Raw genomic sequence first — 25,708 nt, 5'->3', positions numbered from 1 at the left:
AGTCGATAAGCGAGTTATACCCACTCAATCTTTTCATCAGCTTGCTTTTCACATTCCTGTTTGACCATCGCAAAAAGCTCAATCCCTGTTTTTGAACAGATCCATTGCTCATCAATCAATTTAAAGTGAAAGCCGCCAGATTTAGACGCTAGCCAGATCTCATGCATTGGCTCTTGGCGGTTAATAATAATCTGAGTTCGGTTCTCAAACTCAAGCGTCATAACATTGCCCATCACTTCATAATCAATATCTGCACCTGAATCATCAATCGCTTCTTCGATGATTTGCATCTGAGTATCAACTAGTTGATGAAATTCAGTATCGTTCATCCTTCTATCCTATTGCTTTTCTTGAGTGTGGTGCGATTATAGAGGGCATTGACTCAATAATCACGATATGCAAAATGAAAAAATCATTCGTAGCACTTATTATAGTATCAGTATTGTTTCTATCTGGCTGTGGTCAGACTGGAGATCTCTATCTGCCAGATAAACCACAACCAAGTGAACAAGCACAATAATTCGCATCGTATTTTATAAGGGATAAAAATTTGGATTACTTCAACTATCAGGACGATGGCCAGCTTTGGGCTGAAAATGTCGCAATGTCAGAGCTTGCTCAGCAGCACGGAACGCCACTTTATGTCTATTCACGTGCCACTCTTGAACGCCATTGGAACGCGTTTGATCAATCGGTTGGAGATCATCCGCATCTAGTCTGCTATGCCGTAAAAGCAAACTCTAATTTAGGGGTTTTAAATGTTTTAGCTCGATTAGGTTCTGGCTTTGATATTGTTTCGGTTGGTGAGCTTGAGCGTGTTGTTGCTGCCGGTGGTAACCCAGCTAAAGTGGTTTTCTCTGGCGTAGGCAAAACAGAAGCAGAGATGAAGCGTGCGCTTGAACTGAATATTAAGTGCTTTAATGTTGAATCAGAGCCAGAGCTTGAGCGATTAAATAAAGTGGCAGGCGAGATGGGTGTTAAAGCGCCAATTTCACTACGAATTAATCCAGATGTCGATGCTAACACTCACCCTTATATCTCAACAGGCTTGCGTGATAATAAATTTGGTATCGCATTCGACCGCGCACCCGATGTTTATCGATTCGCTAACAGCCTACCGAACTTAGATATTCAAGGGATTGATTGCCACATTGGTTCTCAACTCACAGACTTAGCGCCATTTATTGATGCGACAGATCGCTTACTAGCATTGATTGATCAACTTGTTGCCGATGGGATTACCATTAAGCACCTTGATGTTGGTGGTGGTTTAGGGGTTGTTTACCGTGATGAATTACCGCCTCAGCCATCTGAATATGCGAAAGCGCTGATGTCGCGTTTAAGTAATCATTGCGAGTTAGAGCTGATTTTTGAACCTGGTCGAGCAATTGCTGCGAATGCCGGTATGCTTTTAACGAAAGTTGAGTTCTTAAAGCCAACAGAGCATAAAAATTTTGCGATCATTGACGCTGCAATGAATGACTTAATGCGCCCAGCACTCTACCAAGCTTGGCAGGATATTGTTCCTGTTAAACCTCGTGAGGGTGAGGCAGTGACATACGACTTGGTTGGACCAATCTGTGAAACGGGTGATTTCCTTGGTAAAGATCGCGCTTTGGTTCTAGAAGAGGGTGATTTATTGGCGGTTCGTTCTGCTGGTGCGTACGGCTTTACGATGTCATCAAATTACAACTCAAGAACACGTGTTGCTGAAGTGATGGTTGATGGCGATCAGATGCACCTTGTCCGTCAGCGTGAAGAGCTCACCAGTTTATGGGCGCTTGAAAATATACTACCGGAGTAATTGAGGCATTATGCATTTCCACTTTTCTAAAATGCATGGATTGGGTAATGATTTTATGGTCGTTGACTGTATTACTCAAAACATCTTTTTTTCACCCGATTTAATTCGTCGTTTGGCAAATCGTCATACAGGTGTTGGTTTCGATCAGTTGCTGGTTGTTGAAGCCCCTTATGATCCAGAAACAGACTTTCATTACCGCATTTTTAATGCCGATGGTAGTGAGGTTGAGCAGTGTGGTAATGGTGCTCGTTGTTTTGCTCGCTTTGTACGCATGAAAGGTTTAACCAATAAATACAGTATTAGTGTTAGCACCAAGAAAGGTAAAATGATCCTTAAAATAGAAGAGGATGACCAGATTACCGTTAACATGGGTGTGCCAGAGTTTGAGCCAAATAAGATCCCATTTAAAGCTAAGCAGACGGAAAAAACCTACATCTTACGCACGGAAGATCACACCCTGTTTTGTGGAGCAGTGAGCATGGGTAACCCTCATGTTGTCACCGTGGTTGATGATGTTGATAACACTGATGTCGATAAAATAGGTCCAGCACTGGAGTCACACGAACGTTTCCCAGAGCGTGTTAATGCCGGCTTCATGCAGGTAGTGAGCCGTGATGAAATTAAACTGCGCGTTTATGAGCGTGGTGCTGGTGAAACGAATGCATGTGGCAGTGGCGCGTGCGGTGCGGTTGCGGTTGGCATCGTGCAGGGCTTATTGGCTGAAAATGTAACAGTTCACTTACCTGGTGGTAACTTACAAATTAGCTGGCAAGGTCCGGGTAAACCTCTGTTTATGGCAGGACCAGCGACGCATGTTTTTGATGGGCAACTTTCTTGTTAACAAAACGAGAGTGCCTATTTTCACCGTATTAGCGCATTAATACGGTGAACCCATTATATTATTTATAGTAAAGGATTGATTTTGTCTCTTATTGAAGCTGACAGCATGACAGCTGAAGTGGTTGCTGGATACCTACGCGACCACCCCGATTTTTTCTTATCTCGTCGAGATCTTGTTGATAGACTCGCTTTGCCTAACCATCAGCAAGGTGCCGTTTCTTTAGTTGAAGTTCAATTGCGCAGGCAGCGCCAAAGAATCGAAGAGTTAGAAGAAGAAATAACCACATTAATGTCACTTGCGGCGAATAACGATAAAACGTTCTACGAGTTCATGGATCTGCAAGAGCAGGTGTTAAAGTGCAGCAGCTTTTCGGCTGTAGTGATGGCAATAGAGTCTATGGCAAGTGAGTTAGGGCTGTGTGCTTATATTCGCTTACTTGATCATGATGATGACGCAATAGCTTTACCAGGTGATGGATGGAAGCGCTTCTCTACCAATCACTTAAATGGTAAATCTGCTTATTTAGGTCGCTTACGTAAAGTGGATCGTGAATCTCTGATGGGTGAGCAGTATGCACCTGAAATGGGATCTTATGTCGTGATGCCTTTGATGCAACAAACGCTGCTAGGCTTTTTAGCTTTTTCTAGTGAAGATGGGGGGCATTTCCAACCGAATATGGATACCTTATTTTTACGTCATCTGGCGCTGGTGGTTGCTCACCTGGCAGAAACCTTACCTTGGCAATCGAGTGTGACTCATGACTGTATCCAATCCACCTCTGCCTAAGGCATTACAAAAATCACTCGATCGCTTTTATGAGTACTTACGCAGTGAGAAAGGTTTGAGCCTACACACACAGCGTAATTATCGTCAGCAGCTTGATACTATGGCAGGTCACCTTGCGAGTATGGGAGTGAATAGCTGGCAGCAGGTTGATGCTGGTTGGGTGAGACAATTGGCAAGTAAGGGAATGCGTGAAGGAATGAAGGCGAGCAGTTTATCGACTCGGTTATCTTCTTTACGTAGCTTCTTTGACTTTCTAATTTTACGTGGTGAGCTGAGTGCCAACCCTGCTCGTGGTGTCAGTGCGCCGCGTAAGCAGCGACCGTTGCCAAAGAATATCGATGTGGATGAAATGGATCAGCTGCTGGATATGGATGATGATGATCCGCTAGCAGTACGCGACCGTGCCATGATGGAAGTGATGTATGGTGCTGGGTTACGTTTGGCGGAAATGGTTGATATTAATGTCAAAGATGTCAAAGGCAGCCAAGGTGAAATCCGAGTCATTGGTAAAGGTGATAAGGAACGTAAAGCGCCTTTTTCTGGTCAAGCGAAAGAGTGGGTAGGTAAGTGGCTTAAAGTACGTAGTCAGTTTGCCAACAGTGGTGAGACCGCGTTATTTGTGTCTAAACTTGGTACGCGTATTTCGCATCGCAGTGTGCAAAAAAGAATGGCGGAGTGGGGACAAAAACAAGCGGTAGCCAGTCATATTAGCCCGCATAAATTACGTCACTCATTTGCGACTCATGTTCTAGAATCAAGTAATAACTTACGTGCTGTACAAGAGTTATTAGGTCATGAAAATATTTCGACCACGCAAATCTATACACATTTGGATTTTCAACATTTAGCTCAAGCATACGATCAAGCGCATCCGAGAGCGCGTAAAAAGAAAAGCGATTAGTAGGGAGTCACCATGCAACGATACCGCCGTACTCAAGCCATTTATGCCATGACCTTTGATCTTGATGATACACTTTATGATAATCATCCTGTCATTGAGCGTGTCGAGCAAAAGATGGTGGTATGGCTGCATACTCATCACCCTGACTCGCAAAAGCTGACTCTTGAGCAATGGCACCAGATAAAGTGCGATGTAGCGAAGGAAGATCCGCGCTTATATCATGATGTTTCTCGCTGGCGTCATACGCAAATTGTGCACGGTTTATTTTTGTTAGGTTATACGCAAACAGCAGCGATACAGGCAGCGAATGATGGGATGGCACATGCGCTTTGGTGGCGCAATCAAGTTGAAGTGCCAGAATTAACTCATCAGGTTTTATCGCAATTAGCCCAGAAATTTCCATTAGTGGCGATTACCAATGGCAATGTTGATGTACAGGCGATAGGACTTGAGTCGTACTTTACGCGTGTCTTACGTGCTGGTCCAGATGGTAAAGCGAAACCTCATGGCGATCTTTTTCACCAAGCACAGAAGATATTACAGCAACCTGCACAGCATATTTTGCATGTTGGCGATCATGTTATTTCTGATGTGCAAGGTGCGGTAGCGAGTGGTTTTCAAAGCTGTTGGTTTAACGATGGTCCACTCTCTTTATCTTCGCATCCTCAGGTTCGCTCTTTACCGGATATTGAAATTAATCAGCTCGATGAGTTACTGACTTTGTTGTAGTGGGGGCAACGTTGTCGTGGGAGCTACATGACCACAACGATCCGCTTGATACACCGCTAGGTAATGCTCAAAGTAAGCCATGAGTTTATCCGCTTCTTGGTCACTTCCTGTCTGTTTTAATAATTCTGCGCCCACCTCACAAGTGCATAAATGACCTTGATGTTGATTGCGGCGCAATGAGTAGCGCGAAGTTTGCTCTGTTTCAAAATGCACGTGAGGTAATGCTTGTAGCCACGCACTGCGTCGAATCATCTTTTTCGCTTCTTGCCACGTCGCATCCAAAATAATAAATAAAGGAATTGGCTTATCCACTGTCTCTGATGTGCTGACGGTGGAGATTAGCTGACTCTCTTCGCTAGGAAAAAGGATCATCGCATGGTAATCCGGGCTATTGATCAACTTGATCAGTTCGCTCGGTGGTGTCTTGCGTTGCCAAATATGTTGGGTGCAGTTGGTTAAAGTTTGTTGCAGTAGTTTGCCGGTATTGGTTTCACGTGAAACTTCATTTTCATGCATCAATAGTGCAAGGTGTATCGGACTGGTTAAGATCGGTACACTCGCACAAATACATTGATGTACAAATCCGCAGTTTGGACAAGGTGCAGGCATAGTAATTACTCTGTCGCTTCTATGTTATCTGTTGTGGTAGGGAACAAGGTTAACCCTCCATTTGCAATAGGGTAAACCACATTACCGACTTTTTCCTTATCTGCGTTCAGTTGGTTACCTTCACGAGTAAAGATGCGCTCTGCAACTAAGTATTGCTGCTGGTGGCGGGTCATCACAACTTGTACTTGGTCATGATTGAGCGCTTGCCAATAGCCTCTTTCTACGGTGTTTTCCGCTGGGTTCGCGTAATGGTATTCAGTGACGGCACTATGATCAGGATTGAGCGTCAGATTAATGCTAAATCCAAATGATTGTGTTGATTGAGCTTGATACTCTCCAGTCCATGCTTGATTGAACGCTTGGCTCGGTACTGTAGTGCAGTGCTTGGACTCATCAGCGCTTAATGTATTGATACTCTCGACGACAAATTTAGCGCGATAATCGGCATCATACCCAGTTTGGCTTGGTGTCGATAAGTAACCACTCACTTCTGTGTAAAGTGTTTGATTAGGACGTTGAGAGAGGGTCATTGCGTGTTGGATTTGCTCTGGGGTTAACTCCAAGAAGAAAGCTTGATTACTGCCACATGGGGTTAACGTGCGAGCTTGTGTTCCAATTACGGAAGTACCGCGCATGATGAAAGTCGGAGCTTTAATGTGGCTCGATGGCTCTAGGCTCACCACACTTTCAGCTTCATACGTGGTGGTTGAAGTCGTAGAGCAAGCTTGTAACCCGAGTAAAGTCACCATTGCTATGGGTAGAGTAAAGCGTTTCATATTATAGGATATGCTCCATTAAGTAGTGCGCGACAGCATCATCAGCATTTGATCCTATCACTTCATGATTTGGTAAAGCTGCCATGACCTTAGGGTGAGAGGTCGCCATGACTAGCCCTTTTCCTGCCATTGATAATAGTTCAACATCATTCATCCCATCACCAAAAGCAATGCAATTATCGAGCGTTAACTGTAAAGATTCAGCAACCGCTTGGAGTGCGTTTCCTTTTGATACATCCGCTGCCATCACCTCTAAACACCAAGGCGTCGAAAAAGCGATATTTAAGGTGTCACCAAACGTTGCTTTTAGCTTATCTTCAAAGGTGACCAAGTATTCATGGTTCTTACTTGGGTGTGAAAAGAAAATCTTCGCAATGCCTGTGGTGGGTGGATTTTGCGTATCAAAAACTTGATAAGTAAAGCCACTTTCAGCATGGAATTTCTTAAGGTTCATATCTTGTTGATTAAGTAGCCATAGATCATCTTGGTAGATATGAATATAAATATCAGGATCTTGAGCCCCAATTTCTACAATGGATTGAATCAGATGAGGAGGAATATTTTCGCTAAACATCAACTGGTTATTTGTGTCATGCACTCGAGCACCATTGGAGGTGATCATGTAGGCAGGAATTCCCACGGTGTCTCGGATACCACTGACATCAATATGGTGTCTGCCAGTGGCAAAGATGAAGGTAAAGCCTTTATCGTGTAATGCTTTTAGTGTCTGCTTACTAAAATCACTCAACAAATGGTTAGGTGATAGCAAAGTACCATCAAGGTCGGATGCGACGATAGAAAAGGGATGGTTCTTAGTTGATGAAGTCATACAGCGTTCTCCAGTGTGAGTCCGTGATCAGCGTGAAAGTACACCTATTGTTCCTCTCATATTAAGAGAAATCGCGTGAGAAAAAGAGGGTAAACATCATCCTTTGGTTTTTCCTCTATTTCTCCGAGCTTAAAAATAAGTGTAATTCCTGTTTTATCCATTTACATGACAGTGGTTTTTATTTCGATGAGCAAGCGGCAAAAAAATCATTGACGGTTTTGAGTGCTAAATTGCGCGCGTTATCTTGCTCAAAAAAGATCTCATGCCTTGCTGCGGGAATAGAAACCTTATGAGAATCAGGGTTGGTTTTGGCAAGTTGAGCAAAAAACGTATTTTGATCATCATTGCTGACAATGACATCTTCAGCAGCCTGCATTAATAGTAGAGGAATTTTTATTTGGTGAGTTTGCTGTAAGCACTGTTTGATGGCTAACGTACTCTGCCATACCCAGCGGCAACTTGGACCACCAATTTTAAATTCAGGGTGTTGTTCATACAGATCACGAAACCATTGATAGCGCACATGACTGTGGGTTAGGGGGTTATTTTCAAACGGTTTGATGTAATAGGCTTTTGAGGTTGGGGCATAGGTCGGTTTACGGTGCAACTTAGTTAAGAAGTGACAAACCGATCCAACGATAGGACGTAAATACCAATCGAGTTGAATGCCATACATAGGGGCAGACACAGCGATAGCATCGAAGTTATGTGGCTGAGTTTGAACGTAGCGAGTTGCCGTAGCTCCTCCCATTGAATGACCGATAATAAAGCGCTGCTGATAATGGCTTAGGTCGAAATGTTCAATGAGTGTCGTCAGATCTTGTACATAATCATCAAATTCCTCGACATGACCCATATCAGTATCGATCCTGTCTGATCTTCCTTGTCCACGATGATCATATGAATAAATATCAAAGCCTTGCTGGAAAAGATCATAAAACAGTTCTTGGTATTTCCAGCTGGTTTCCACGCGACCATTGACGATAACAATCGCTTTATTGTGCTGTTCAGAGGTTAATTTGCACCAATATAGCTTCTTTTTGTCCACTCCAGTGATGAACCCATCATGACGACGCTGCCATAGTTCGTTGATCTCATTTTCCATACAACCAATGAATTGAGGTTCACGTTGCTGATCTACACTTTGATTTGAAGTCATTACTGCTGCCTTACTGCCATCGATAAGCAGATAGAGTAAATCAGACGAACAAGATTGCCAATTAGAATGCTAACACTAAAAACAATAACGGCTTAAGCGGTTAACTCATGGACACTATATGAAGTTTTTATGACATTGTAGTGCGCCTGCTTGACGTTTTTTATCTTATAGCTAAGATATACGCATATGCATATATAAGGTGTTTGGTATGTTACCCCATCAATTTTTTAAGCTACTTTCCGATGAAACACGATTGCGCTGTTTATTACTTTTAGCACGTGAAGGAGATTTATGTGTTTGTGAGTTGACTGAAGCTATGGAAGAGAGTCAGCCTAAAATTTCTCGTCATCTTGCTCAATTACGCCAATCAGGAGTATTAGTAGATGAAAGGCGTGGTCAGTGGGTTTATTACCAAATAGCGAGTGATTTACCTGGCTGGATGACAAAGATTATCAGCGGATTAAAAGATTCAAACTGTTTAAAGAAACAATATCAAAAAGATACCAATAGATTAAGCAATGCGTGCCAAAGTGGCTGCTAAATTTTAAACAATTCAATGAAAGAGAAAAAGACATGACAATTAAAGTTGGAATTAACGGATTTGGCCGTATTGGTCGTCTTGCATTAAGAGCGTCATTTGATTGGCCTGAAGTTGAATTTGTACAAATTAATGATGCTGCAGGCAATGCCGCTACATTAGCTCACCTGCTGGAGTTTGATTCAGTGCAGGGCCGTTGGCACCATGCGGTAACCGCAGAAGGTAATACCATTATTGTTGATGGTAAAAAAATTCAGGCTACTCAAGAGCGCGATATCGATGCGGTTGATTGGTCTGGCTGTGATGTCGTGATTGAAGCAACGGGCGTTCACCGTAAAGTTGCTCTACTTAATAAATATTTAGACCAAGGCGTGAAGCGTGTTGTGGTTTCAGCACCAGTAAAAGAAGCCGGTGTGGCGAATATTGTTGTGGGTGTTAATGATGAACTGTTTAACCCAAGTGAACACCGCATTGTGACAGCAGCATCATGTACGACTAACTGTCTAGCCCCTATCGTGAAAGTTATCCATGAAAAATTGGGCATCGACAATGCTGCCTTTACGACGATTCATGATTTAACCAATACTCAAACGATTTTAGATGCACCCCATAAAGATTTACGTCGTGCTCGTGCTTGTGGAATGAGCTTAATTCCAACGACAACGGGCAGCGCAACGGCGATTGTAGAAATTTTCCCAGAGTTGAAAGATAAAATTAATGGTCACGCGGTTCGTGTACCCCTAGCTAATGCCTCGCTGACGGATATTATTTTTAATGTTAAGCGTGATACCAGCGTAGAAGAAGTGAATGCATTATTAAAAGAAGCGTCTGAAGGCGAACTAAAGGGTATTTTAGGCTTTGAAGCGCGTCCATTAGTGTCGATTGATTACCGTGGCGATCAGCGTTCAACGATTGTTGATGCTCTATCAACCATGCTTGTTGGTCCACGTATGGTAAAAATCTACGCTTGGTATGATAACGAAATGGGTTACGCAACACGTACGGCTGAATTGGTTCGTCGCGTTGGCTTAGAAAAATAATTATAGGAATAAATAATGACACATCCAACTTGGCAATTAGATTTAAATAATGAAACGCAATCGGCACTTATTTTCACTCCTTGCCCTGGCACAAAAGGTCTCGACTTATTAGCTTCACTGCAGCAATTAAAAGCGCAAGGTGTTGAAGCCGTAGTGACAGCGATTAGCCACGAAGAGATGCAAGAGAAATCAGTAACGACTTTAGGCGATGACATTCAAGCGCTGGGCATGCAGTGGCACCATTTAGTGATTGAAGATGATCAAGCGCCAGATGCAAACTTTGCTGAGCTTTGGCAAAAAACGAGTCCACAACTGCATGCTGTTTTAGAGCAAGGTGGCAAAGTTGCGATGCACTGTATGGGTGGCTCTGGTCGTACAGGTTTGCTTGCTGCTCATCTTCTTCTTGAGTGTGATTGGGAAACTTCGCGCATTATTGAAGAGGTAAAAGCATTACGTCCAGGTGCTTTTACTAAGCCAGTCCAGGTTGAGTATTTAAATAAAATCGCACAGAAATAATAGCGATTTTAGCTTTTGGAACATCATGATCTAAAAGCTTTTTTACTACGATGTACCTAAAGCATTTAGTTCATGATGTTCTAAATGCTTTTTTGTATCTATCTTCATGTTTTTAATTGGTTTTAATTGTTGTTTTGTTGGGGTTTAGCTATGTTTTCTACATTGAGTTCCAGTGTTAAGCAGTACATGTTAGTGACATTTAACTATTGGAATTTTACGCTTACGGATGGAGCATTAAGAATGCTGGTGGTACTGTATTTCCACCAACTTGGTTATGGAACATTAGCCATCGCATCGTTGTTTTTATTCTATGAGTTTTTTGGTGTGGTAACGAATCTCATCGGTGGTTGGCTGGGGGCTCGGCTAGGTTTAAACCGAACCATGAACATTGGTTTATCGATGCAGATCATTGCGCTATTGATGCTTGCTTTTCCTGGTGCTTGGTTAACGATTCCATGGGTCATGGCTGCTCAGGCTCTCTCTGGTATCGCCAAAGATTTGAATAAAATGAGTGCTAAGAGTGCGATTAAAACGTTAGTACCCGATGAGCAGCAAGGTGCTTTATATCAATGGATTGCCATACTGACCGGGTCAAAAAATGCGTTGAAAGGGGCGGGCTTCTTCCTTGGTGGCTTGTTACTTACTTTGATCGGCTTCCAATATTCTGTTTTATTGATGGCTGCAGTGTTGAGTCTAGTACTAATTGGTAGCCTTACTTGGCTCGATAACGACATGGGCAAAGCGAAATCTAAGCCTAAATTCTCACAAATATTTTCTAAATCTGGTCCGATTAATATTCTTTCTGCGGCGAGATTATTTTTATTTGGTGCTCGTGATGTATGGTTCGTTGTTGCACTACCGATTTATTTAGGCAGTGTATTTGGTTGGGATCATATTTGGGTTGGTAGCTTTTTAGCTTGTTGGATCGTTGCGTATGGCGTTGTGCAAGGGTTCGCTCCTAAAATTACCGGCAAGGCTCAAGGTCGTTTGCCAGATGGCCATGCCGCTTTTGTTTGGTCGGCATTACTGACACTAGTGACAGGTGGTATTGCTTACGGTGTACAAATAGAGTGGCACCCTCAGTGGTTAATTGTCATTGGTTTGATGATCTTTGGCGCAGTGTTTGCGGTTAATTCCTCGTTACACTCATACCTGATTGTCAGTTACGCTAAAGGTGATGGCGTTTCTATGGATGTTGGCTTTTATTATATGGCGAATGCGATGGGACGCTTAATTGGTACTATTTTATCTGGTTGGGTATTTCAGGTGGCTGGTTTAGCCGCTTGTTTGTGGGTTTCATTTGCTTTTCTTTTATTAACCACACTCATTTCATTAAAACTGCCGAAGTTAACCGCTGAATAATATCATCGATGTCTATTTTTAAACCAATAGGTATACCTTAGCGGTTTATCAACGTGTTGAGTTTGCTTATGACATAAAGCTGACCTTGTTTACGCATGGTCGGCTTTTTTATTGCCTGTATATTGTTATAGTCTTTTGATTGCTCGACTTAAGGAAAAGAATGTATGAGGCAACGAGTTTTATTTTTTGATTTATTGCGCTGTGTCGCTGCGATTGCTGTGATCATTATTCACGTGTTAGCGCCATATCGGCATGAGTTAGGTACTATTCCTTTTGGGGAGTGGTTAACTGCGATTAGCTTTAATGGTGTTAGTCGCTGGGCGGTGCCTGTTTTTATTTTGATTTCTGGCGCGTTAATGCTCAGTGATACTCGTCCTTTTGATGCGAAATATTATTTACAGCGTCGTTTAGGCAAAGTGCTTGTCCCTTTTATTATTTGGTCTCTCTTTTATGCTTACCTATCGGGTTGGTCGGTATCGGATGGCAGAGTGCTGTTTGATTCTCTGCAAGCTTGGTCTGTGCTAGCGGAGAGTTACCACCATAGTACCTATTATCACCTTGGCTTTTTTTACTACTTTATCCCGCTGTATTTTGTGATCCCTTTCTTTCAAATAATGGTGAGGAAAAGTGATGATATCGCAGTGTATGCCTTTACGGCTCTTTGGTTATTCACGACAGGACTGTTTTTATTTCATATTGATGGTCCGTGGAGTCATCAATTATGGCTTTATAGTGGTTATTTACCTTTGGGTTACCTGTTGTACAAAAAGGTGCCGCTGAACAAAATAACGTTAGCGATAATCACTTCATTAGGCGCGTTGGCATTATTATTGACCGTTGTGATGGTGGTGCAAATCAGTCTTGAAGCGGATAAATATTCGGTAGGTCGTTGGTTATCTTATAAAACGTTAAATACCGTTATTGCTGCTAGTATGGTGTTTATGTTGTGTCGTTATGTGGGGGAAGGGCTATCTGCATCCACCAATAAGATCGTTGGCTTTATTAGTCAGCACAGCTTAGGTATTTATATCTTACACCCTATTTTTTTATGGCCGATGAAAGAGTGGGGATGGTACGAGGGACATCCGCTTTGGGTTATCCCTACTTGGGTTGTTCTTAGTGGGGCAGGTGCACTTGGTTTGAGTTGGTTGTTTTCTCGCTCGGCTAAAACACGTTGGCTATTGCCTTAATGGAAGGTGTTACTCTCGTAGCAGTGCAAAATGGAGGAACTTATTGCCTTGATAGGTGAGGGTTCCTTTATCTCCAGGGTTCAAAGCGTGAAAATAGTGGATACCAATCTGAAATTCTCGCTTTGGACCGAATCGTCCCTTTTGTACATAAATCCAATATTCTTCCTCTTCTTCGCCAACTTTAGCCTCTTCAATCGCAATGGATTGTTTATCTAAAATTGTTACTTTAACATCCTGCTTTGGCGCATCTTCTCCTTGCATATGCTTGCGATAAAAGCGCTGAAAAGTCCAACCAGAAAGGATCACGAGTATCAATAAAGACAAGATAAGTGAAATAGGCATAACAAGCTCCAAATAAAAGATTGTGTACTATATAAATAACTTACCCTGTCGTTGTCTGAATTATTAATGTGAAACGTGATCAGTATAATATGATGAGTGTGAATTCTTGCTTATGCTCACAAAAATTAAGAGTAAATTCGGATACATAGAGTTATATAGAGAGTCAAACCACGCCTAAATCTGTTTGTAGAATAGCGATAAAAGGTACATACTCATTTCATAGGCTAAGGGAGATTAGATATGTCCGATATTGATAAAGTTGTGACTCGAACACGTAGGTTAGAGGCGCTGCTTAAAAACCAATATCATGCAGAAGGAAAAGGCTTACATCAATTGATCACGAGTTGTGAGGGAAGATTGCCTCACGATGTCGTGGGTAAGTTGCGCTTTATTGCTACAGTAAGAAATAAATTGCTGCATGAAGATGGCTATAAATTAGAGAATCGCCGTGATTTTTTAGCGACTTGTGATTTGTGTGAAACGGCATTAACACCAAGAAGCTCTCAGTTTATTTGGCGAATTGCTATTTTATTAATGATGTTATTTACATTGGCAGCAATGGGGTTTCATTACATACATTTAGATGAGTATTGGGATGTTTGGGGCATGATAAGTTCTAAATTTAAATAGTACGGTATTAGCAGCGTACTTAGTCGGCTTTGATATTCTTTAAGTCGCTTAATTAAAAAAACAGATAAAAAAAAGGGACGCAATCAGCGTCCCTTTTTTTTATCTATCTGATTTTAGTACTCATTAGTACATGATCGGCAGTGTCATTAACCCTGCAACAACTGCAATCATGATAAGACCTTGCTTTTGTGAAGAAGATAACATAACACTGCTCCTATATTTGGTGGATGTTCTCTATAATTAAAATAATAGCACCATTTTAGTGGTTTGATCAAGTTTTTAGCTTAAGGTCTATTAAAATTGTAGTTTTGTTGCTGATATTTTTGCTCTAATGACGAGTTAAAGGTGCTTTTTACGTTTGGTTTATAAGTGTTCGTATTGATGTTTTATTCTTCTTATCTGTATTTATGTTTCTGTTTTTGTTTGTGTTTATTTTTGTTGCACTTGTGTTTTAATAGGTAAAATTGCATAAGTTTGATGTTTTTTAACTTAATTGATTCTGAGTGCCATTAGTGCGGTTATTTTTTATTATTTTGGCTTGTAAATGAGTGACGGTAATAACGAGGATATAAAAATCACTTAATTACCAAAGATAAAGTCATCTTTTATATCATAGGATTATTTTATCTATATAACTGTCATTTATGAGGTTTTTTGTTTTAAGTTTATGTTATTGTTGGTTTTTGTGTGTCTTTTTAAGTGTGTATCTTCTGGATTTATGTTTTATATGATTAAATTAGAGGATGTTTATATTAGGTAGGGGGAGATGTGACAGCCAAATGCCAAGCCAGCTCACTTTAATCTTATGAGTGAAAGTATATGTATTTCTTATACTTGGCATCCTTTCTATCCGTAAGCTAGATCGACATTTCATAACTAGTTGCTTTACATAAAAGCTGACAAGATTAGACTAACTGGCAGTATTATTTTTCGAGGTTAGTCTATGTGGAGCTGGTTAGCAGTGGGTTTATCGAGTTTTGTCTCCATTACAGCGGCCAATGAAAATAAACCGAAGCGTGGAGCACTGTTTGCATTTCTCACCTTATTTTTATTATTGTGGATAATTATTACTTATCACGGTGAGCGAGAATTGACTCATTACTGGGTGATGGTCGCATTATTTTTTTCGACAAGTTCACACATGTTAAAAAAAATGGCACTGAAAAAGTATTGGTATGGATATTTTATAGGGTCTTTACTCGCCCAGATCTGTTATAGCAAAGCCTTCTGGATGCAACTTCCCATTGGTATCGTGGCTTGGTGGATTCCAGCGCTATTATTTGCTGCAGCTGTCATGGTTTTTTTATTGTTATTGCCTCAGTTAGAGCGGTTGTTTTTCCCCTCTTTTATTATGGGAATGATGCTGACTCAACTTAGCTGGTCAGCTACTCGATTGTGGTTAAATATGCCAACATTCTTGCATGCACTGGGCATATTAGGTTGTTTGCTACTGATCATCTCGGTGATCACCGGTGCAATTCATAACTATCGCCGACCAATTAAGCACCCTTTTTATATTATCCAAGGCAGTTTTTTTGCATCCCAAGCTTTATTGGTAGCCTCTGTTTTATAAAATAAAAGTGATAAGAATAGCGAGTAGATGGGGAAGAGCGTATGAGATTACTCAATACAAGCGAGTGAAAAGTCTTTATTCTACTCCCTCTATTTTTATCGATAAAACGCAGGAACATTATCATGGCACAAGATATCCACGCTCATAACCTCCTTAATTTACTGGTTGAGACACCGATGTCTCATAGTGAGTTAGCAGCAACTATCGCTTCTGAATATGGTTCAGAAGCGCGTTTCTGTACGTGTAAACAGCAAGGATTGGCTTTAGATGATTTGCTAGAGTTTTTATTAGCAAGACAGAAAGTTGTGATTGAAAATGAAAAACTGACCGTGAACACATCTCGCGTGTGCAACCACTAAATCATCGATAACTACTCTGTAAGACGGATAAATCTGCATAGCTATCTTTCAGCGACTAGAATAAGGGCATGAATAGTTTAATTCACTAAGAAGCACGTGCATCTTGGTGTTTTAAGTATATATTGTGCCCTTTCTTGTTTGTGGAACATAATGATGGAAATTTTATCCGCCGCGACCATGCTTTTTTTAATCATGGATCCACTTGGCAACTTACCTATCGTCCTGTCGATTCTTAAGCACCTTGACCCTAAACGACGCCGAATGGTGTTGATACGTGAACTCTTTTTTGCCCTATTGATCTTAATGCTGTTCTTGTTCGCAGGTGAAAGCATTTTATCCTTCTTACATATTCAACCTGAAACACTCAGTATTTCAGGTGGTATTATTTTATTTATCATAGCGATAAAGCTAATTTTCCCACAAGCAGGAAGCATTACTGGTTTAGCCGCTGGTGAAGAGCCATTTATTGTGCCAATAGCGATCCCGATGATCGCTGGACCTTCAGTTATTGCTTCCTTGTTATTATTGTCAAATCGAGAGCCTGACCGTTTATTAGATTGGACGATTGCTGTCTTAATCGCTTGGGGAGCCACTTTCTTTATTTTAATGTTCTATAACTTCTTCAATCGAATTTTAGGTGAAAAAGGCTTGAAAGCGATTGAGCGATTGATGGGCTTGTTATTGATAATGATTGCCACCCAAATGCTACTCGATGGTGTCAAAAGCTATATGGGTTAGTGGGTACTCGCTAATTATGTATTTTAATGTCGATTAGTGATATTTTTAGTTAAATATCATATGTATAGATGGTTTCATGAGTTGAAATAAAAAGCGCACTTCTCTTTGTTTGAGAAGTGCGCTTTTATTTTTTAAGCGATTAAGTAAGGCTTACATCATATGCTTACGACGAATATCGAGCAGAGAGAAGATGCCAAAAATCAAAATAGACCACTTTTCCCAGCGATTTAGTGTCAATTTATCACCAAAAGCACCTAAAAAAATCAGCATCTGTAATCCATGCATCATGAATAAGAATGCGGTCATAATATAAAGAGCAATCGCGGCATTACCTGGGAATGGGTGGACAATATTAACCAACAAAACAAACCAGACAAAAGCGATAGCAGCCTTAGCTAATATCAGTAGGTACTTCATTAACACTCCTTTCAAATAGTCGGTAGCGAACTTGACCGGTTTTTTTCTCACGGTGCACATGCCAGTTACTTGGAATGCCTTCAAGCGCTAACTCTTTTTCGGTTTCAATATAGATAATCGCGTTATCTGCTAACCAGCCATTTTCTTCTAGTAAAGCGACCGCTTGAGCAAGAAGGCCTTTATGAAAGGGTGGATCGAGAAAAACCAAATCATAAGGAGTACCAGGCTTGCGCAGATAGGCAAGTGCATCAGTATGCACGATATTCATATTGGTTGCTTTAAGCTCGATCGCATTATCTTGCAGTTGCTTAAAGGCTGTTTTATCCATTTCAAGTAAGGTAACTTCAGCCGCTTGTCGAGAAGCGGCTTCGAACCCTAAACCACCGGAGCCTGAAAAGACATCCAAACATTTAGAGTGCGCAATATCAAAAGCTAACCAGTTGAAAAGTGTTTCTTTTACACGATCCGTCGTTGGCCTTAGTCCTTCAGTGTCATGAACAGGCAACCGACGGCCTCCCCATAAGCCACTAATAATACGAATAGCCCCAACAGAAGGCTTTTTTTGTGATGAGTTTTGCTGGCGACGTCTTACCATAGATTTTTTGACCGCTAATAAAGTGATACTATACCCAGTCTCATACACGATGAGTGAGCATTAGACAAATTTGTGATGACAAAGTGTAGCAAGCTAAACGAAAAGTGTTCACTGCTTTGTTATTTTTCTTTCTTTTGGCGTTATGCTCAAGGAAAGAGTGGTAATTATTTTACTAGATCTAGGAAATCCCTCAGATGACGGAAAAGAAAAAACGCGGATTATTATCTTGGCTTGGTTTTGGCGATGAAGAAAAGGGCAATACACCTTCAGTTGAAACTCAAGAAGATAACCAACAAGCGACAGAGTTAAACCAAGACACCCAACCTCAAGCGATTAATGATGTTGATGACGCTACTGATGTGTTGTCAGTTGAACAAGCGGAATCGATCTCTGAAGTAAGTGAAGGCTTACCAACTAATGATAGTTCATTATCAGAAGACGTGGTTGCCGATGAACCTGTAGAGGACGTTGAACCTGTAGAGAAAGCTGAGCCTGTCGAGGTTGAGCGAATTCAAGAGCAAGAAAAACCAACCGAAAGTTTCTTTGCCCGCCTAAAGCGCAGTTTAAGTCGTACGAAAGCAAATATTGGTGCTGGCTTTTTTGGTTTGTTCAAAGGTAAGAAAATTGATGACGATCTTTTCGAAGAGTTAGAAGAGCAGTTGTTGATTGCCGATGTTGGTATGAACACGACCGTTAAAATTATCGAAAACTTAACGGAAAAAGCCTCTCGTCAAGATATGAAGGATGGCGAAGCGCTATACGGACTATTAAAAGAAGAGATGGCTGAGATTTTAAACCAAGTTGAGCAACCTCTTGAAATTGACACAACCAAAACACCGTATGTTATTTTAATGGTTGGTGTGAATGGTGTCGGAAAAACGACTACTATTGGTAAGTTAGCGAAACAATTCCAAAGCCAAGGTAAGAAAGTTATTTTGGCGGCAGGTGATACTTTCCGTGCTGCTGCGGTTGAGCAACTGCAAGTATGGGGCGATCGTAATGATGTTCCCGTTATTGCTCAACATACCGGCGCTGATAGTGCGTCAGTAATTTACGATGCCATTGAAGCGGCTAAAGCTCGTGGCGTTGATGTCGTGATTGCTGATACTGCTGGTCGTTTGCAAAATAAAAGTAACTTAATGGAAGAGTTACGCAAAATCGTTCGCGTGATGAAAAAAATTGATGACTCAGCACCACATGAAATTATGCTGACGTTGGATGCGGGTACCGGACAAAATGCGATTAGCCAAGCAAAACTGTTTAGTGATGTTGCACCAGTGACGGGTATTACCTTAACTAAGCTTGATGGCACGGCAAAAGGTGGGGTTATCTTCTCAATTGCCGATCAGTTCCAAATTCCAATTCGCTTTATTGGTGTTGGTGAAGGCATTGATGATTTGCGTCCATTTGAAGCGCATGATTTTATCGAAGCTTTATTTAGTCGCGAAGAGTAACACCAGCTTGATGCATTAATCACTCAGAGAAAATGTACTCGGCATAACGCGAAGTAAGGAGTGCCATAGATGTGGCACTCTATTCAATTAGGGAAGGGGTAAAGCTCGTGATTAAATTTCAACAGGTGAGTAAAGCTTATCGCGGAGGGCGACAAGCCTTACAAAAAGTTGATTTTCACCTTCGAAGAGGCGAAATGGCTTTTTTAGGAGGGCATTCAGGTGCTGGTAAAAGTACCTTGCTAAAATTAATCTGTGCGATTGAAAGACCAACCGATGGTCGTATCAGTTTTAACGATCATGATATTACTCGCTTACCTGCTAAAGAGATCCCCTTTTTACGTCGTAATATCGGCATTGTTTTCCAAGATCATCGCTTATTAATGGACCGCAGTGTTTTTGATAATGTTGCGCTGCCTATGCGAATCGAATCGATCGCTGAGAATGACATTAAAAACCGAGTGAATGCCGCGCTAGATAAAACAGGGCTATTAGATAAGGCTCGTTGCTTACCGAGTCAATTGTCTGGTGGTGAACAGCAGCGTGTTGGTATTGCTCGTGCTGTGGTGAATCGACCAACGGTTTTATTGGCCGATGAACCAACGGGTAACTTAGATCCTGAGTTATCAACTCGAGTGCTCGCTTTACTGGAAGAGTTTAACCGTGCGGGTGTGACGATTATTTTAGCGACCCACGATGTAGGACTGATGAAAAGCCGCCCTCAGTATCGCCATTTGGAACTAAACCAAGGCTTTTTGAGCGAGGTAGAAGATTATGGCCGCTAATCCACGTAGAAAGCAGGGTAATCAAGTCAGTCAACCGACAACCGAGAGCTTCTTACATCTCAATATCAAACAAGCGAAGCGTTCATTGGCGGAGTTTTGGCAGCGTCCTGTCGGAAACCTATTAACGTTAGCGGTTATCTCAATGGCTTTAGCAATGCCAGCTTGCTTGTATTTATTAGGTAAAAATATCGCAGAAGCATCGCAAGAAGTAACAAGCCCAGCTCAAGTGAGTGCTTACTTACAAGAAGGAACACCAGATGCTCGAGCTATTATCCTAAAAGACAACCTCGAAGGGTGGGATTTGGTCGCGCAGGTGGAATACATATCACCTCAGCAGGGGCTTGAAGAGTTAAGTAGCTACTCTGGCTTTGATGAAGCGATTAGCCTACTTGATAATGATGTTCTGCCTGGTGTGCTTGTTATTGATCCTAATGTGGAAACCGATGCGCAAATCAAGCAATTGGCACAACAGTTACGTGAGCAGAGCAATGTGACGGATGTTCGTCTTGATGAAGATTGGCTAACGCGTTTAGATGCGATTAAAACATTGGCCACTTGGACAGTGATCACTTTAAGTACTCTGATGCTTGGTGCTGTTTTTCTTATTGTCGGTAATACACTGCGATTTAATGTATTAGCGAATAAGCATGAAATTCAAACCATGAAGTTAATAGGGGCAACGGATAGTTATATTCTGCGTCCTTACTTGTTCTCTGGCATGTGGTTCGGCTTTTTAGGTTCAGCGATGGCTTGGTTATTAACCATGGTGATCACTTTGATCTTAAATGCTGGTGTTGATAATTTAGCGCGCCTTTATGATAGCCACTTCCGCCTTATTGGTTTGGCATGGGATGAATCTTTACTGCTATTAATGCTTGGCACTTTACTTGGATCGTTGGCTGCTCGTTTATCAGCTCAGCGTCATTTAAAAGAAATAGAGCCAGTTTAAAGTATAAATTGTCATACTTGTGTCACGAATATGTTTTCAAATAGGGTTTTCGCTTGTATAGGCACTCTGTTTATGCATAATTATTTACCCTGCTTGAAAACTGTTCATTTTAGGTTCAGTATATCAAGGTAGAATGAAATACACTTACTCCAGATCAGCGATTGATGAGGAATTGAATGGCAAACCCAACGTATCCAATGGCTCTAGTTACTCAAGATAGTCTAGATAGTTATATCCGCTCTGCACATGGTTATCCAATGCTTAGTGCCGATGAAGAGCGCGATCTAGCGGAGCGATTACATTACAAAGGTGAAATAGAGGCTGCGAAAGGTCTAATACTTTCACATCTTCGATTTGTTGTTCATGTTGCTCGTGGTTACTCTGGCTATGGTCTACCGATGGCTGACTTAGTGCAGGAAGGTAACATTGGTCTAATGAAGGCGGTAAAACGCTTTAACCCTGAAGTGGGTGTACGTTTGGTCTCTTTTGCTGTTCACTGGATCAAAGCGGAAATTCATGAGTATGTATTACGTAACTGGCGCATTGTTAAAGTTGCAACGACTAAAGCTCAACGCAAACTCTTTTTCAACCTACGTAAGTCTAAAAAACGCTTAGGTTGGTTTAATAGTAGTGAAGTTGAGACTGTCGCTCGTGAGTTGGGTGTTTCTCCTTCCGAAGTTCGTGAAATGGAGTCTCGTTTAGCGGCCCAGGACTCGACTTTTGAGCTGCCTTCTGATGATGATGACTCTAGCTCAGCTTATACTGCTCCTGTGCTTTACCTTGAAGATAAAGCTTCAGATGTTGCAGAGACCATTGAGGCTGATAACTGGGAGTCTCACACTAATAACCGTTTAGGCTTAGCATTGGCAAGTTTAGATGAGCGTAGCCAAGATATTGTTCGCTCACGTTGGTTAGATGATCAAAAATCGACGCTACAAGAGTTGGCAGAAACTTATGGCGTATCGGCTGAGCGCATTCGTCAGCTTGAAAAGAACGCGATGAAAAAACTGAAACAAGCGGTGGGTGAGTTTTAATCCCCAGCGATAAAGCTTGATAGCAGAGACGTAAATTTTAAAAAACCGAGATCACTTGATCTCGGTTTTTTTATGCCTGATCGAAAGTAAGTTGGGATTTGATCGCATATTAAGCGCCTCCCTGTGAATAACTCTGTGTAGTATTTTCACGGGTGCAGGGGTAAAGCAGGGTATAGCAAGGGGAGAGAGGGGGTTTACTGGTGGGGATAATTTTCACATTACACACAATTAAATAAGGATCATCACTATATGTTGTGGATCTATTTTGTTCAAACCACTTTATCAACGCAATCCACAGACTTATCCACAAATGGTGGTTTATTGAGCATATTCTATTAACCCTACTGAGTAGAGGTAAATGTTTTACTTGGGATAGGTTACACTATGAATTACTTATAAATTAAATGAGAGAGTCGTCATGGACCAGTTTCAACATATTGATGTACATAGTGCATACGCTTTACTTGACCAGGAAGGGACTCGTTTAGTTGATATTCGCGATCCTCAATCCTTTGCTTTAGCACGAGCTACTTCTGCCTTTCATTTAACCAACGATACCATGACTCAGTTTATGGATGATATTGAGTTTGATCAGCCTATTCTCGTGATGTGTTACCACGGAATTAGCAGCCAAGGTGCGGCGCAATACTTGATGAATCAAGGTTTTGAGCAAGTGTATAGTGTTGATGGTGGATTTGAAGCTTGGCACCGAGCTCAACTGCCCGTAGAGCAGAGCTGCTAGTGATGTGAACTGGTGGCAGTCGTTTTTTTAAGAGGTTCAAAAATGATTAGATTGATAGCCTTAAATAATCCTCGTATGGCGCAGGCGTTTATTGATTATTTAGCATCAAGAAAAATAGAAGTAAAGATGATGCCAGAAGGCGAGGGACAATTTGCATTGTGGCTGGTTAATGCTGAGCATCAAGTGGAAGCTGAAGCGGAATTGCAGCGATTTTTAACTAATCCACAGGACGGACGCTATCAAGCTGCATCATGGGATGTGGCAGAAACACGAAAAAGCCAGTTTCATTATGATATGCCGAGTATGTTAACAATGATCAAAGCGAAGGCTGGACCATTTACTTTGATCATTATGGTGGCTTGTGTCGTTATCTTTGCCTTGCAACAACTTGGTTTTAATCGCGCGATCTTTATGTCTTTGCACTTTCCCGCAATGGATGGGCAGCAGTGGCAAGTTTGGCGTTGGATTAGCCATGCCGTATTGCACTTTTCATTGATGCACATTGCATTTAATGTTTTGTGGTGGTGGCAGTTTGGTGGTGATATTGAGCAGAAGCTCGGTTCGAAGAAATTAATTCAGCTATTTTTAGTGTCAGCAGCACTTTCTGGCGCAGGTCAGTATTGGATTGAAGGCGCTAACTTTGGTGGCTTATCCGGTGTCGTTTACGCTTTGATGGGTTACGGCTGGATACTGGGTGAACGGGCACCACAAAAAGGGGTTTCAGTTCCCCGACCTATTGTTGGTTTTATGCTTGCTTGGCTTGTGCTTGGATTTGTTCAGCCCTTTATGGCGATTGCCAATACAGCGCACTTGGTTGGCTTATTAGCTGGTGGCGGTCTGGGGCTTTTTGATGCACATCGATCTTCATCAAATAGGCATTCGACTTATTAATGGCATGACCCGTCCCTTACTATGATGGGTATTATCCACATAGCTAGCCTATTTATAGCTATAAAAAAAGCGACGTTAACGTCGCTTTTTTTCGTTCAACTAAAGAGTGTCATGTTGCTGCTAGAGAAGTCGGTTATTGATATAAATACTTAGTAAACAGTAAATCAGTAATGATCATTTTGCCTGTTTCGGGAAGTAGCGCTTCATTTAATTGCTCAACCAAAGTATTGCGAATATCTTCTCGTCCCGCTAAAGATTTAATACTTGCCTCAGATTGTGTCCCAAGCAGCTCAATAATAGCATTACGAATGAGTGGCTGGTGATGCTCAACCAATGCAAGATTTTCAGAATCATTCACCATAATATCGATGCGAACTTGAATGTAACCGAGCTTTTTACCTATGGTAGTAAAATTGGTTGTAATGTCTGGTTCTAAGGTGAAATAGTTCAGTGTTGATTGAGCTTGAGCGCTAGAAAGTGCTGCAAACATCATGCTTAATATTAAAATTATTGGTGCGATATAACGTTTGTACATATAAATAACTTTTCTTTAGTTGGATGGCGATATTCGAAATGCATTTGTCTTGTTACAATAGCCATAACATGTAATGAAAATATTACATTACGAATGGTTAATGCCGAGTTAAATAGCCGTCTTATTGTACGATAGAATGTTATCAATTGAATACAAGTATGAATCAACCAATAGAGTTTTATCTGTCTTCCTTGATGAATATCGAGTGGGAAAGTCCTGAACATTTTTATTTTCCTAGTGAGTTAGCAAAACAGTGGCTAATTGAACCCAGTTCACTTTCTCTGCGCTTAGCAAAGCACTGCAGAAACCTTTCAGTTAAACTACAATATAATCAAATTGTTGAGAAAAAAATGCTACGTGCTGATGAGTGTGAATTATTTCCAGATCAGGTCTGCTTACTGCGCGAAGTTGTTTTACAAGGCGATGAGCAACATTGGGTGGTTGCTCGAACATTGATCCCAAGTGAGACATTAAATGATGGTCAATATGATTTGTCTCAGCAGGGAGAGGTCCCACTAGGTCTTACCGTCTTTCGGGCAGATAATGTTGAACGAGATCAATTACAGGTCGGTAGCATAAAGACAAATCATGGCGTACTACTTGCTCGCCGCTCAAGGTTATGGATGAATAATAAACCTATGCTGGTGGCTGAATTATTTTTACCTCATGCCCCTATTTATTCAATGGAGAAGAATTAAATGACGGCAGTAAAGGCGCAAGCTTATTGGCGACTGATGCGCATGGATAGACCAATTGGCACGTTGCTACTATTGTGGCCAACGTTATGGGCTTTAATTATCTCCGCGCAAGGTATTCCTGACCTTAAAGTTTTGGCTGTTTTTATCCTTGGTGTCTTTTTGATGCGCTCAGCGGGTTGTGTGATTAATGATTTTGCTGATCGTAAAGTGGATGGGCATGTAAAGCGCACCAAACTTAGGCCGCTACCTTCTGGGCTTGTGACGGCAAAAGAAGCCATCGTATTATTTATTGTTTTAGCCGTGCTCTCTTTTTTATTAGTGCTCACCATGAACCCTCTAACGATTCAACTCTCGTTTGGCGGCATTGTTCTCGCGTTTATCTATCCATTTATGAAGCGCTACACCCATCTACCACAACTTTTCTTAGCCTTAGCATTTAGTTGGGCAATCCCAATGGCATGGGCAGCGGAATCTAATGCACTGCCACCAATGGTTTGGTTTGTTTTTGCTATTAATGCTTTATGGACCATAGCCTATGACACTCAATATGCCATGGTGGATCGGGATGATGATTTAAAAATTGGTATAAAATCGACCGCCATTTTATTTGGTCGTGCGGATAAGCTTATTGTTGGCTTATTGCAGTTTATGACTTTGAGCATGTTGATGGGGTTAGGTAGTTTGTATCAATTAGGCGCCAGTTTTTATTGGTGTTTATTGATAGTTGGTGCGCTGTTTGTCTATCAGCAGAGATTAATGCGACACCGCGAAAGAGAGCTTTGTTTTGAGGCTTTTTTAAATAATAACTATGTGGGTATGACGATTACGGTTGGGCTGTTGATTGCTTTTTGGTAGCGACATTAACACCATGGCTGAATAAGATAATAAA

General features: G+C 41.4%; 31 protein-coding genes and 1 pseudogene. 23 read left to right on the top strand and 9 right to left on the bottom strand.

The window, feature by feature from the left end; genetic code table 11:
- Positions 1-14: 14 nt before the first annotated feature.
- Complete coding sequence (gene cyaY, locus BCU68_RS04430) at positions 15-329, bottom strand: iron donor protein CyaY (RefSeq protein WP_102563596.1); 315 nt, start codon at positions 327-329, stop codon at positions 15-17.
- Between cyaY and BCU68_RS04425 the strand changes: the two are divergent.
- The 6 genes and pseudogenes from BCU68_RS04425 (at position 309) to yigB (ending at position 5,061) form a co-directional block, all read left to right on the top strand.
- Positions 309-520: pseudogene (locus tag BCU68_RS04425) on the top strand (lipoprotein). The gene cyaY and the pseudogene BCU68_RS04425 overlap by 21 nt on opposite strands.
- Positions 521-550: 30 nt before the next feature.
- Positions 551-1,804 (top strand): diaminopimelate decarboxylase, encoded by a 1,254-nt coding sequence (gene lysA, locus BCU68_RS04420; protein WP_102563595.1) that lies wholly within the window; start codon positions 551-553, stop codon positions 1,802-1,804.
- 10 nt (positions 1,805-1,814) lie between these two features.
- Positions 1,815-2,645, top strand: coding sequence for a diaminopimelate epimerase (gene dapF / locus BCU68_RS04415; RefSeq protein ID WP_102563594.1), 831 nt, complete (start codon positions 1,815-1,817; stop codon positions 2,643-2,645).
- 81 nt (positions 2,646-2,726) lie between these two features.
- On the top strand, positions 2,727-3,431 hold the full coding sequence (locus tag BCU68_RS04410) for a DUF484 family protein (RefSeq protein ID WP_102563593.1): 705 nt from the start codon (positions 2,727-2,729) through the stop codon (positions 3,429-3,431).
- Positions 3,403-4,332, top strand: a complete 930-nt coding sequence (xerC, locus tag BCU68_RS04405; RefSeq protein WP_102563592.1) for a tyrosine recombinase XerC — start codon at positions 3,403-3,405, stop codon at positions 4,330-4,332. Before BCU68_RS04410 ends, xerC begins: the two co-directional genes overlap by 29 nt.
- Positions 4,333-4,344: 12 nt before the next feature.
- Complete coding sequence (gene yigB / locus BCU68_RS04400; RefSeq protein WP_102563591.1) at positions 4,345-5,061, top strand: 5-amino-6-(5-phospho-D-ribitylamino)uracil phosphatase YigB; 717 nt, start codon at positions 4,345-4,347, stop codon at positions 5,059-5,061.
- Here the strand turns inward: yigB and BCU68_RS04395 are convergent.
- The 4 genes from BCU68_RS04395 to BCU68_RS04380 all read right to left on the bottom strand — a co-directional run bounded on the left by BCU68_RS04395 (position 5,044) and on the right by BCU68_RS04380 (position 8,434).
- The gene (locus BCU68_RS04395) at positions 5,044-5,670 is read right to left on the bottom strand and encodes a tRNA-uridine aminocarboxypropyltransferase (protein ID WP_102563590.1); all 627 of its coding nucleotides are present in this window, start codon (positions 5,668-5,670) and stop codon (positions 5,044-5,046) included. The two genes, yigB and BCU68_RS04395, sit on opposite strands and share 18 nt — an antisense overlap.
- A gap of 5 nt (positions 5,671-5,675) precedes the next feature.
- Complete coding sequence (locus BCU68_RS04390) at positions 5,676-6,446, bottom strand: hypothetical protein (RefSeq protein ID WP_102563589.1); 771 nt, start codon at positions 6,444-6,446, stop codon at positions 5,676-5,678.
- Between the two features lies 1 nt (position 6,447).
- Complete coding sequence (locus BCU68_RS04385; protein ID WP_102563588.1) at positions 6,448-7,275, bottom strand: Cof-type HAD-IIB family hydrolase; 828 nt, start codon at positions 7,273-7,275, stop codon at positions 6,448-6,450.
- Positions 7,276-7,453: 178 nt separating this feature from the next.
- Positions 7,454-8,434: an alpha/beta fold hydrolase gene (locus tag BCU68_RS04380; protein WP_102563587.1), complete on the bottom strand. Its 981-nt coding sequence runs from the start codon at positions 8,432-8,434 to the stop codon at positions 7,454-7,456.
- A 208-nt stretch (positions 8,435-8,642) separates the two neighbouring features.
- Between BCU68_RS04380 and BCU68_RS04375 the strand changes: the two genes are divergently transcribed.
- The 5 genes from BCU68_RS04375 to BCU68_RS04355 all read left to right on the top strand — a co-directional run bounded on the left by BCU68_RS04375 (position 8,643) and on the right by BCU68_RS04355 (position 13,080).
- Positions 8,643-8,975, top strand: coding sequence for a metalloregulator ArsR/SmtB family transcription factor (locus BCU68_RS04375; protein ID WP_102563586.1), 333 nt, complete (start codon positions 8,643-8,645; stop codon positions 8,973-8,975).
- 32 nt (positions 8,976-9,007) lie between these two features.
- A complete protein-coding gene (locus tag BCU68_RS04370) occupies positions 9,008-10,012 on the top strand; it encodes an ArsJ-associated glyceraldehyde-3-phosphate dehydrogenase (RefSeq protein ID WP_102563585.1) in 1,005 nt (334 codons plus the stop codon).
- A 15-nt stretch (positions 10,013-10,027) separates the two neighbouring features.
- A complete protein-coding gene (locus BCU68_RS04365) occupies positions 10,028-10,528 on the top strand; it encodes a cyclin-dependent kinase inhibitor 3 family protein (RefSeq protein WP_102563584.1) in 501 nt (166 codons plus the stop codon).
- Between the two features lie 150 nt (positions 10,529-10,678).
- Positions 10,679-11,890 (top strand): organoarsenical effux MFS transporter ArsJ, encoded by a 1,212-nt coding sequence (arsJ, locus tag BCU68_RS04360; RefSeq protein ID WP_102563583.1) that lies wholly within the window; start codon positions 10,679-10,681, stop codon positions 11,888-11,890.
- Between the two features lie 164 nt (positions 11,891-12,054).
- Complete coding sequence (locus BCU68_RS04355; RefSeq protein ID WP_102563582.1) at positions 12,055-13,080, top strand: acyltransferase; 1,026 nt, start codon at positions 12,055-12,057, stop codon at positions 13,078-13,080.
- A gap of 9 nt (positions 13,081-13,089) precedes the next feature.
- On the opposite strand, the gene BCU68_RS04350 is transcribed toward BCU68_RS04355, so the two are convergent.
- Positions 13,090-13,422: a DUF2500 domain-containing protein gene (locus BCU68_RS04350; RefSeq protein WP_102563581.1), complete on the bottom strand. Its 333-nt coding sequence runs from the start codon at positions 13,420-13,422 to the stop codon at positions 13,090-13,092.
- A 240-nt stretch (positions 13,423-13,662) separates the two neighbouring features.
- On the opposite strand from BCU68_RS04350, the gene BCU68_RS04345 reads away from it, so the two are divergent.
- The 4 genes from BCU68_RS04345 to BCU68_RS04325 all read left to right on the top strand — a co-directional run bounded on the left by BCU68_RS04345 (position 13,663) and on the right by BCU68_RS04325 (position 16,722).
- Positions 13,663-14,052: a DUF4145 domain-containing protein gene (locus BCU68_RS04345; RefSeq protein WP_102563580.1), complete on the top strand. Its 390-nt coding sequence runs from the start codon at positions 13,663-13,665 to the stop codon at positions 14,050-14,052.
- A gap of 943 nt (positions 14,053-14,995) precedes the next feature.
- A complete protein-coding gene (locus tag BCU68_RS04335; RefSeq protein WP_102563578.1) occupies positions 14,996-15,625 on the top strand; it encodes a lysoplasmalogenase family protein in 630 nt (209 codons plus the stop codon).
- A 122-nt stretch (positions 15,626-15,747) separates the two neighbouring features.
- A complete protein-coding gene (locus BCU68_RS04330) occupies positions 15,748-15,984 on the top strand; it encodes a YecH family metal-binding protein (RefSeq protein WP_102563577.1) in 237 nt (78 codons plus the stop codon).
- A 153-nt stretch (positions 15,985-16,137) separates the two neighbouring features.
- Positions 16,138-16,722: a YhgN family NAAT transporter gene (locus BCU68_RS04325; RefSeq protein ID WP_102563576.1), complete on the top strand. Its 585-nt coding sequence runs from the start codon at positions 16,138-16,140 to the stop codon at positions 16,720-16,722.
- Positions 16,723-16,872: 150 nt separating this feature from the next.
- Here BCU68_RS04325 and BCU68_RS04320 read toward each other — a convergent pair whose 3' ends face one another.
- A complete protein-coding gene (locus BCU68_RS04320; RefSeq protein WP_102563575.1) occupies positions 16,873-17,139 on the bottom strand; it encodes a DUF1145 domain-containing protein in 267 nt (88 codons plus the stop codon).
- On the bottom strand, positions 17,114-17,734 hold the full coding sequence (gene rsmD, locus BCU68_RS04315; RefSeq protein WP_102563617.1) for a 16S rRNA (guanine(966)-N(2))-methyltransferase RsmD: 621 nt from the start codon (positions 17,732-17,734) through the stop codon (positions 17,114-17,116). Before rsmD ends, BCU68_RS04320 begins: the two co-directional genes overlap by 26 nt.
- Positions 17,735-17,928: 194 nt before the next feature.
- Between rsmD and ftsY the strand changes: the two genes are divergently transcribed.
- The 6 genes from ftsY (at position 17,929) to glpG (ending at position 23,586) form a co-directional block, all read left to right on the top strand.
- A complete protein-coding gene (gene ftsY / locus BCU68_RS04310; RefSeq protein ID WP_102563574.1) occupies positions 17,929-19,188 on the top strand; it encodes a signal recognition particle-docking protein FtsY in 1,260 nt (419 codons plus the stop codon).
- Positions 19,189-19,295: 107 nt separating this feature from the next.
- A complete protein-coding gene (ftsE, locus tag BCU68_RS04305; protein ID WP_102563616.1) occupies positions 19,296-19,970 on the top strand; it encodes a cell division ATP-binding protein FtsE in 675 nt (224 codons plus the stop codon).
- Positions 19,960-20,919, top strand: a complete 960-nt coding sequence (ftsX, locus tag BCU68_RS04300; protein ID WP_102563573.1) for a permease-like cell division protein FtsX — start codon at positions 19,960-19,962, stop codon at positions 20,917-20,919. The genes ftsE and ftsX overlap by 11 nt, the downstream gene beginning before the upstream one ends.
- Before the next feature lie 176 nt (positions 20,920-21,095).
- A complete protein-coding gene (gene rpoH / locus BCU68_RS04295) occupies positions 21,096-21,953 on the top strand; it encodes an RNA polymerase sigma factor RpoH (RefSeq protein ID WP_102563572.1) in 858 nt (285 codons plus the stop codon).
- Positions 21,954-22,371: 418 nt separating this feature from the next.
- Entirely contained in the window at positions 22,372-22,695 is a 324-nt protein-coding gene (glpE, locus tag BCU68_RS04290; protein WP_102563571.1) for a thiosulfate sulfurtransferase GlpE, read from the top strand.
- Positions 22,696-22,737: 42 nt separating this feature from the next.
- Positions 22,738-23,586, top strand: coding sequence for a rhomboid family intramembrane serine protease GlpG (glpG, locus tag BCU68_RS04285; protein WP_102563570.1), 849 nt, complete (start codon positions 22,738-22,740; stop codon positions 23,584-23,586).
- Positions 23,587-23,719: 133 nt separating this feature from the next.
- On the opposite strand, the gene BCU68_RS04280 is transcribed toward glpG, so the two are convergent.
- Positions 23,720-24,121, bottom strand: a complete 402-nt coding sequence (locus tag BCU68_RS04280) for a flagellar basal body-associated protein FliL (protein ID WP_102563569.1) — start codon at positions 24,119-24,121, stop codon at positions 23,720-23,722.
- 158 nt (positions 24,122-24,279) lie between these two features.
- On the opposite strand from BCU68_RS04280, the gene BCU68_RS04275 reads away from it, so the two are divergent.
- Positions 24,280-24,819 (top strand): chorismate lyase, encoded by a 540-nt coding sequence (locus BCU68_RS04275; RefSeq protein ID WP_102563568.1) that lies wholly within the window; start codon positions 24,280-24,282, stop codon positions 24,817-24,819.
- Positions 24,820-25,674 carry a 4-hydroxybenzoate octaprenyltransferase gene (gene ubiA / locus BCU68_RS04270; RefSeq protein WP_102563567.1) on the top strand — a complete coding sequence of 285 codons (855 nt, stop codon included), beginning with the start codon at positions 24,820-24,822 and terminating at the stop codon, positions 25,672-25,674. It abuts the gene before it with no gap.
- Positions 25,675-25,708: the final 34 nt, after the last annotated feature.

It is taken from the genome of Vibrio sp. 10N.286.49.B3, from assembly GCF_002873395.1.
Taxonomy (GTDB): Bacteria; Pseudomonadota; Gammaproteobacteria; order Enterobacterales; family Vibrionaceae; genus Vibrio.
The sequence above is the reverse complement of the archived record's forward strand: the minus strand, read 5'-3'. Positions and strand labels throughout refer to the sequence as shown.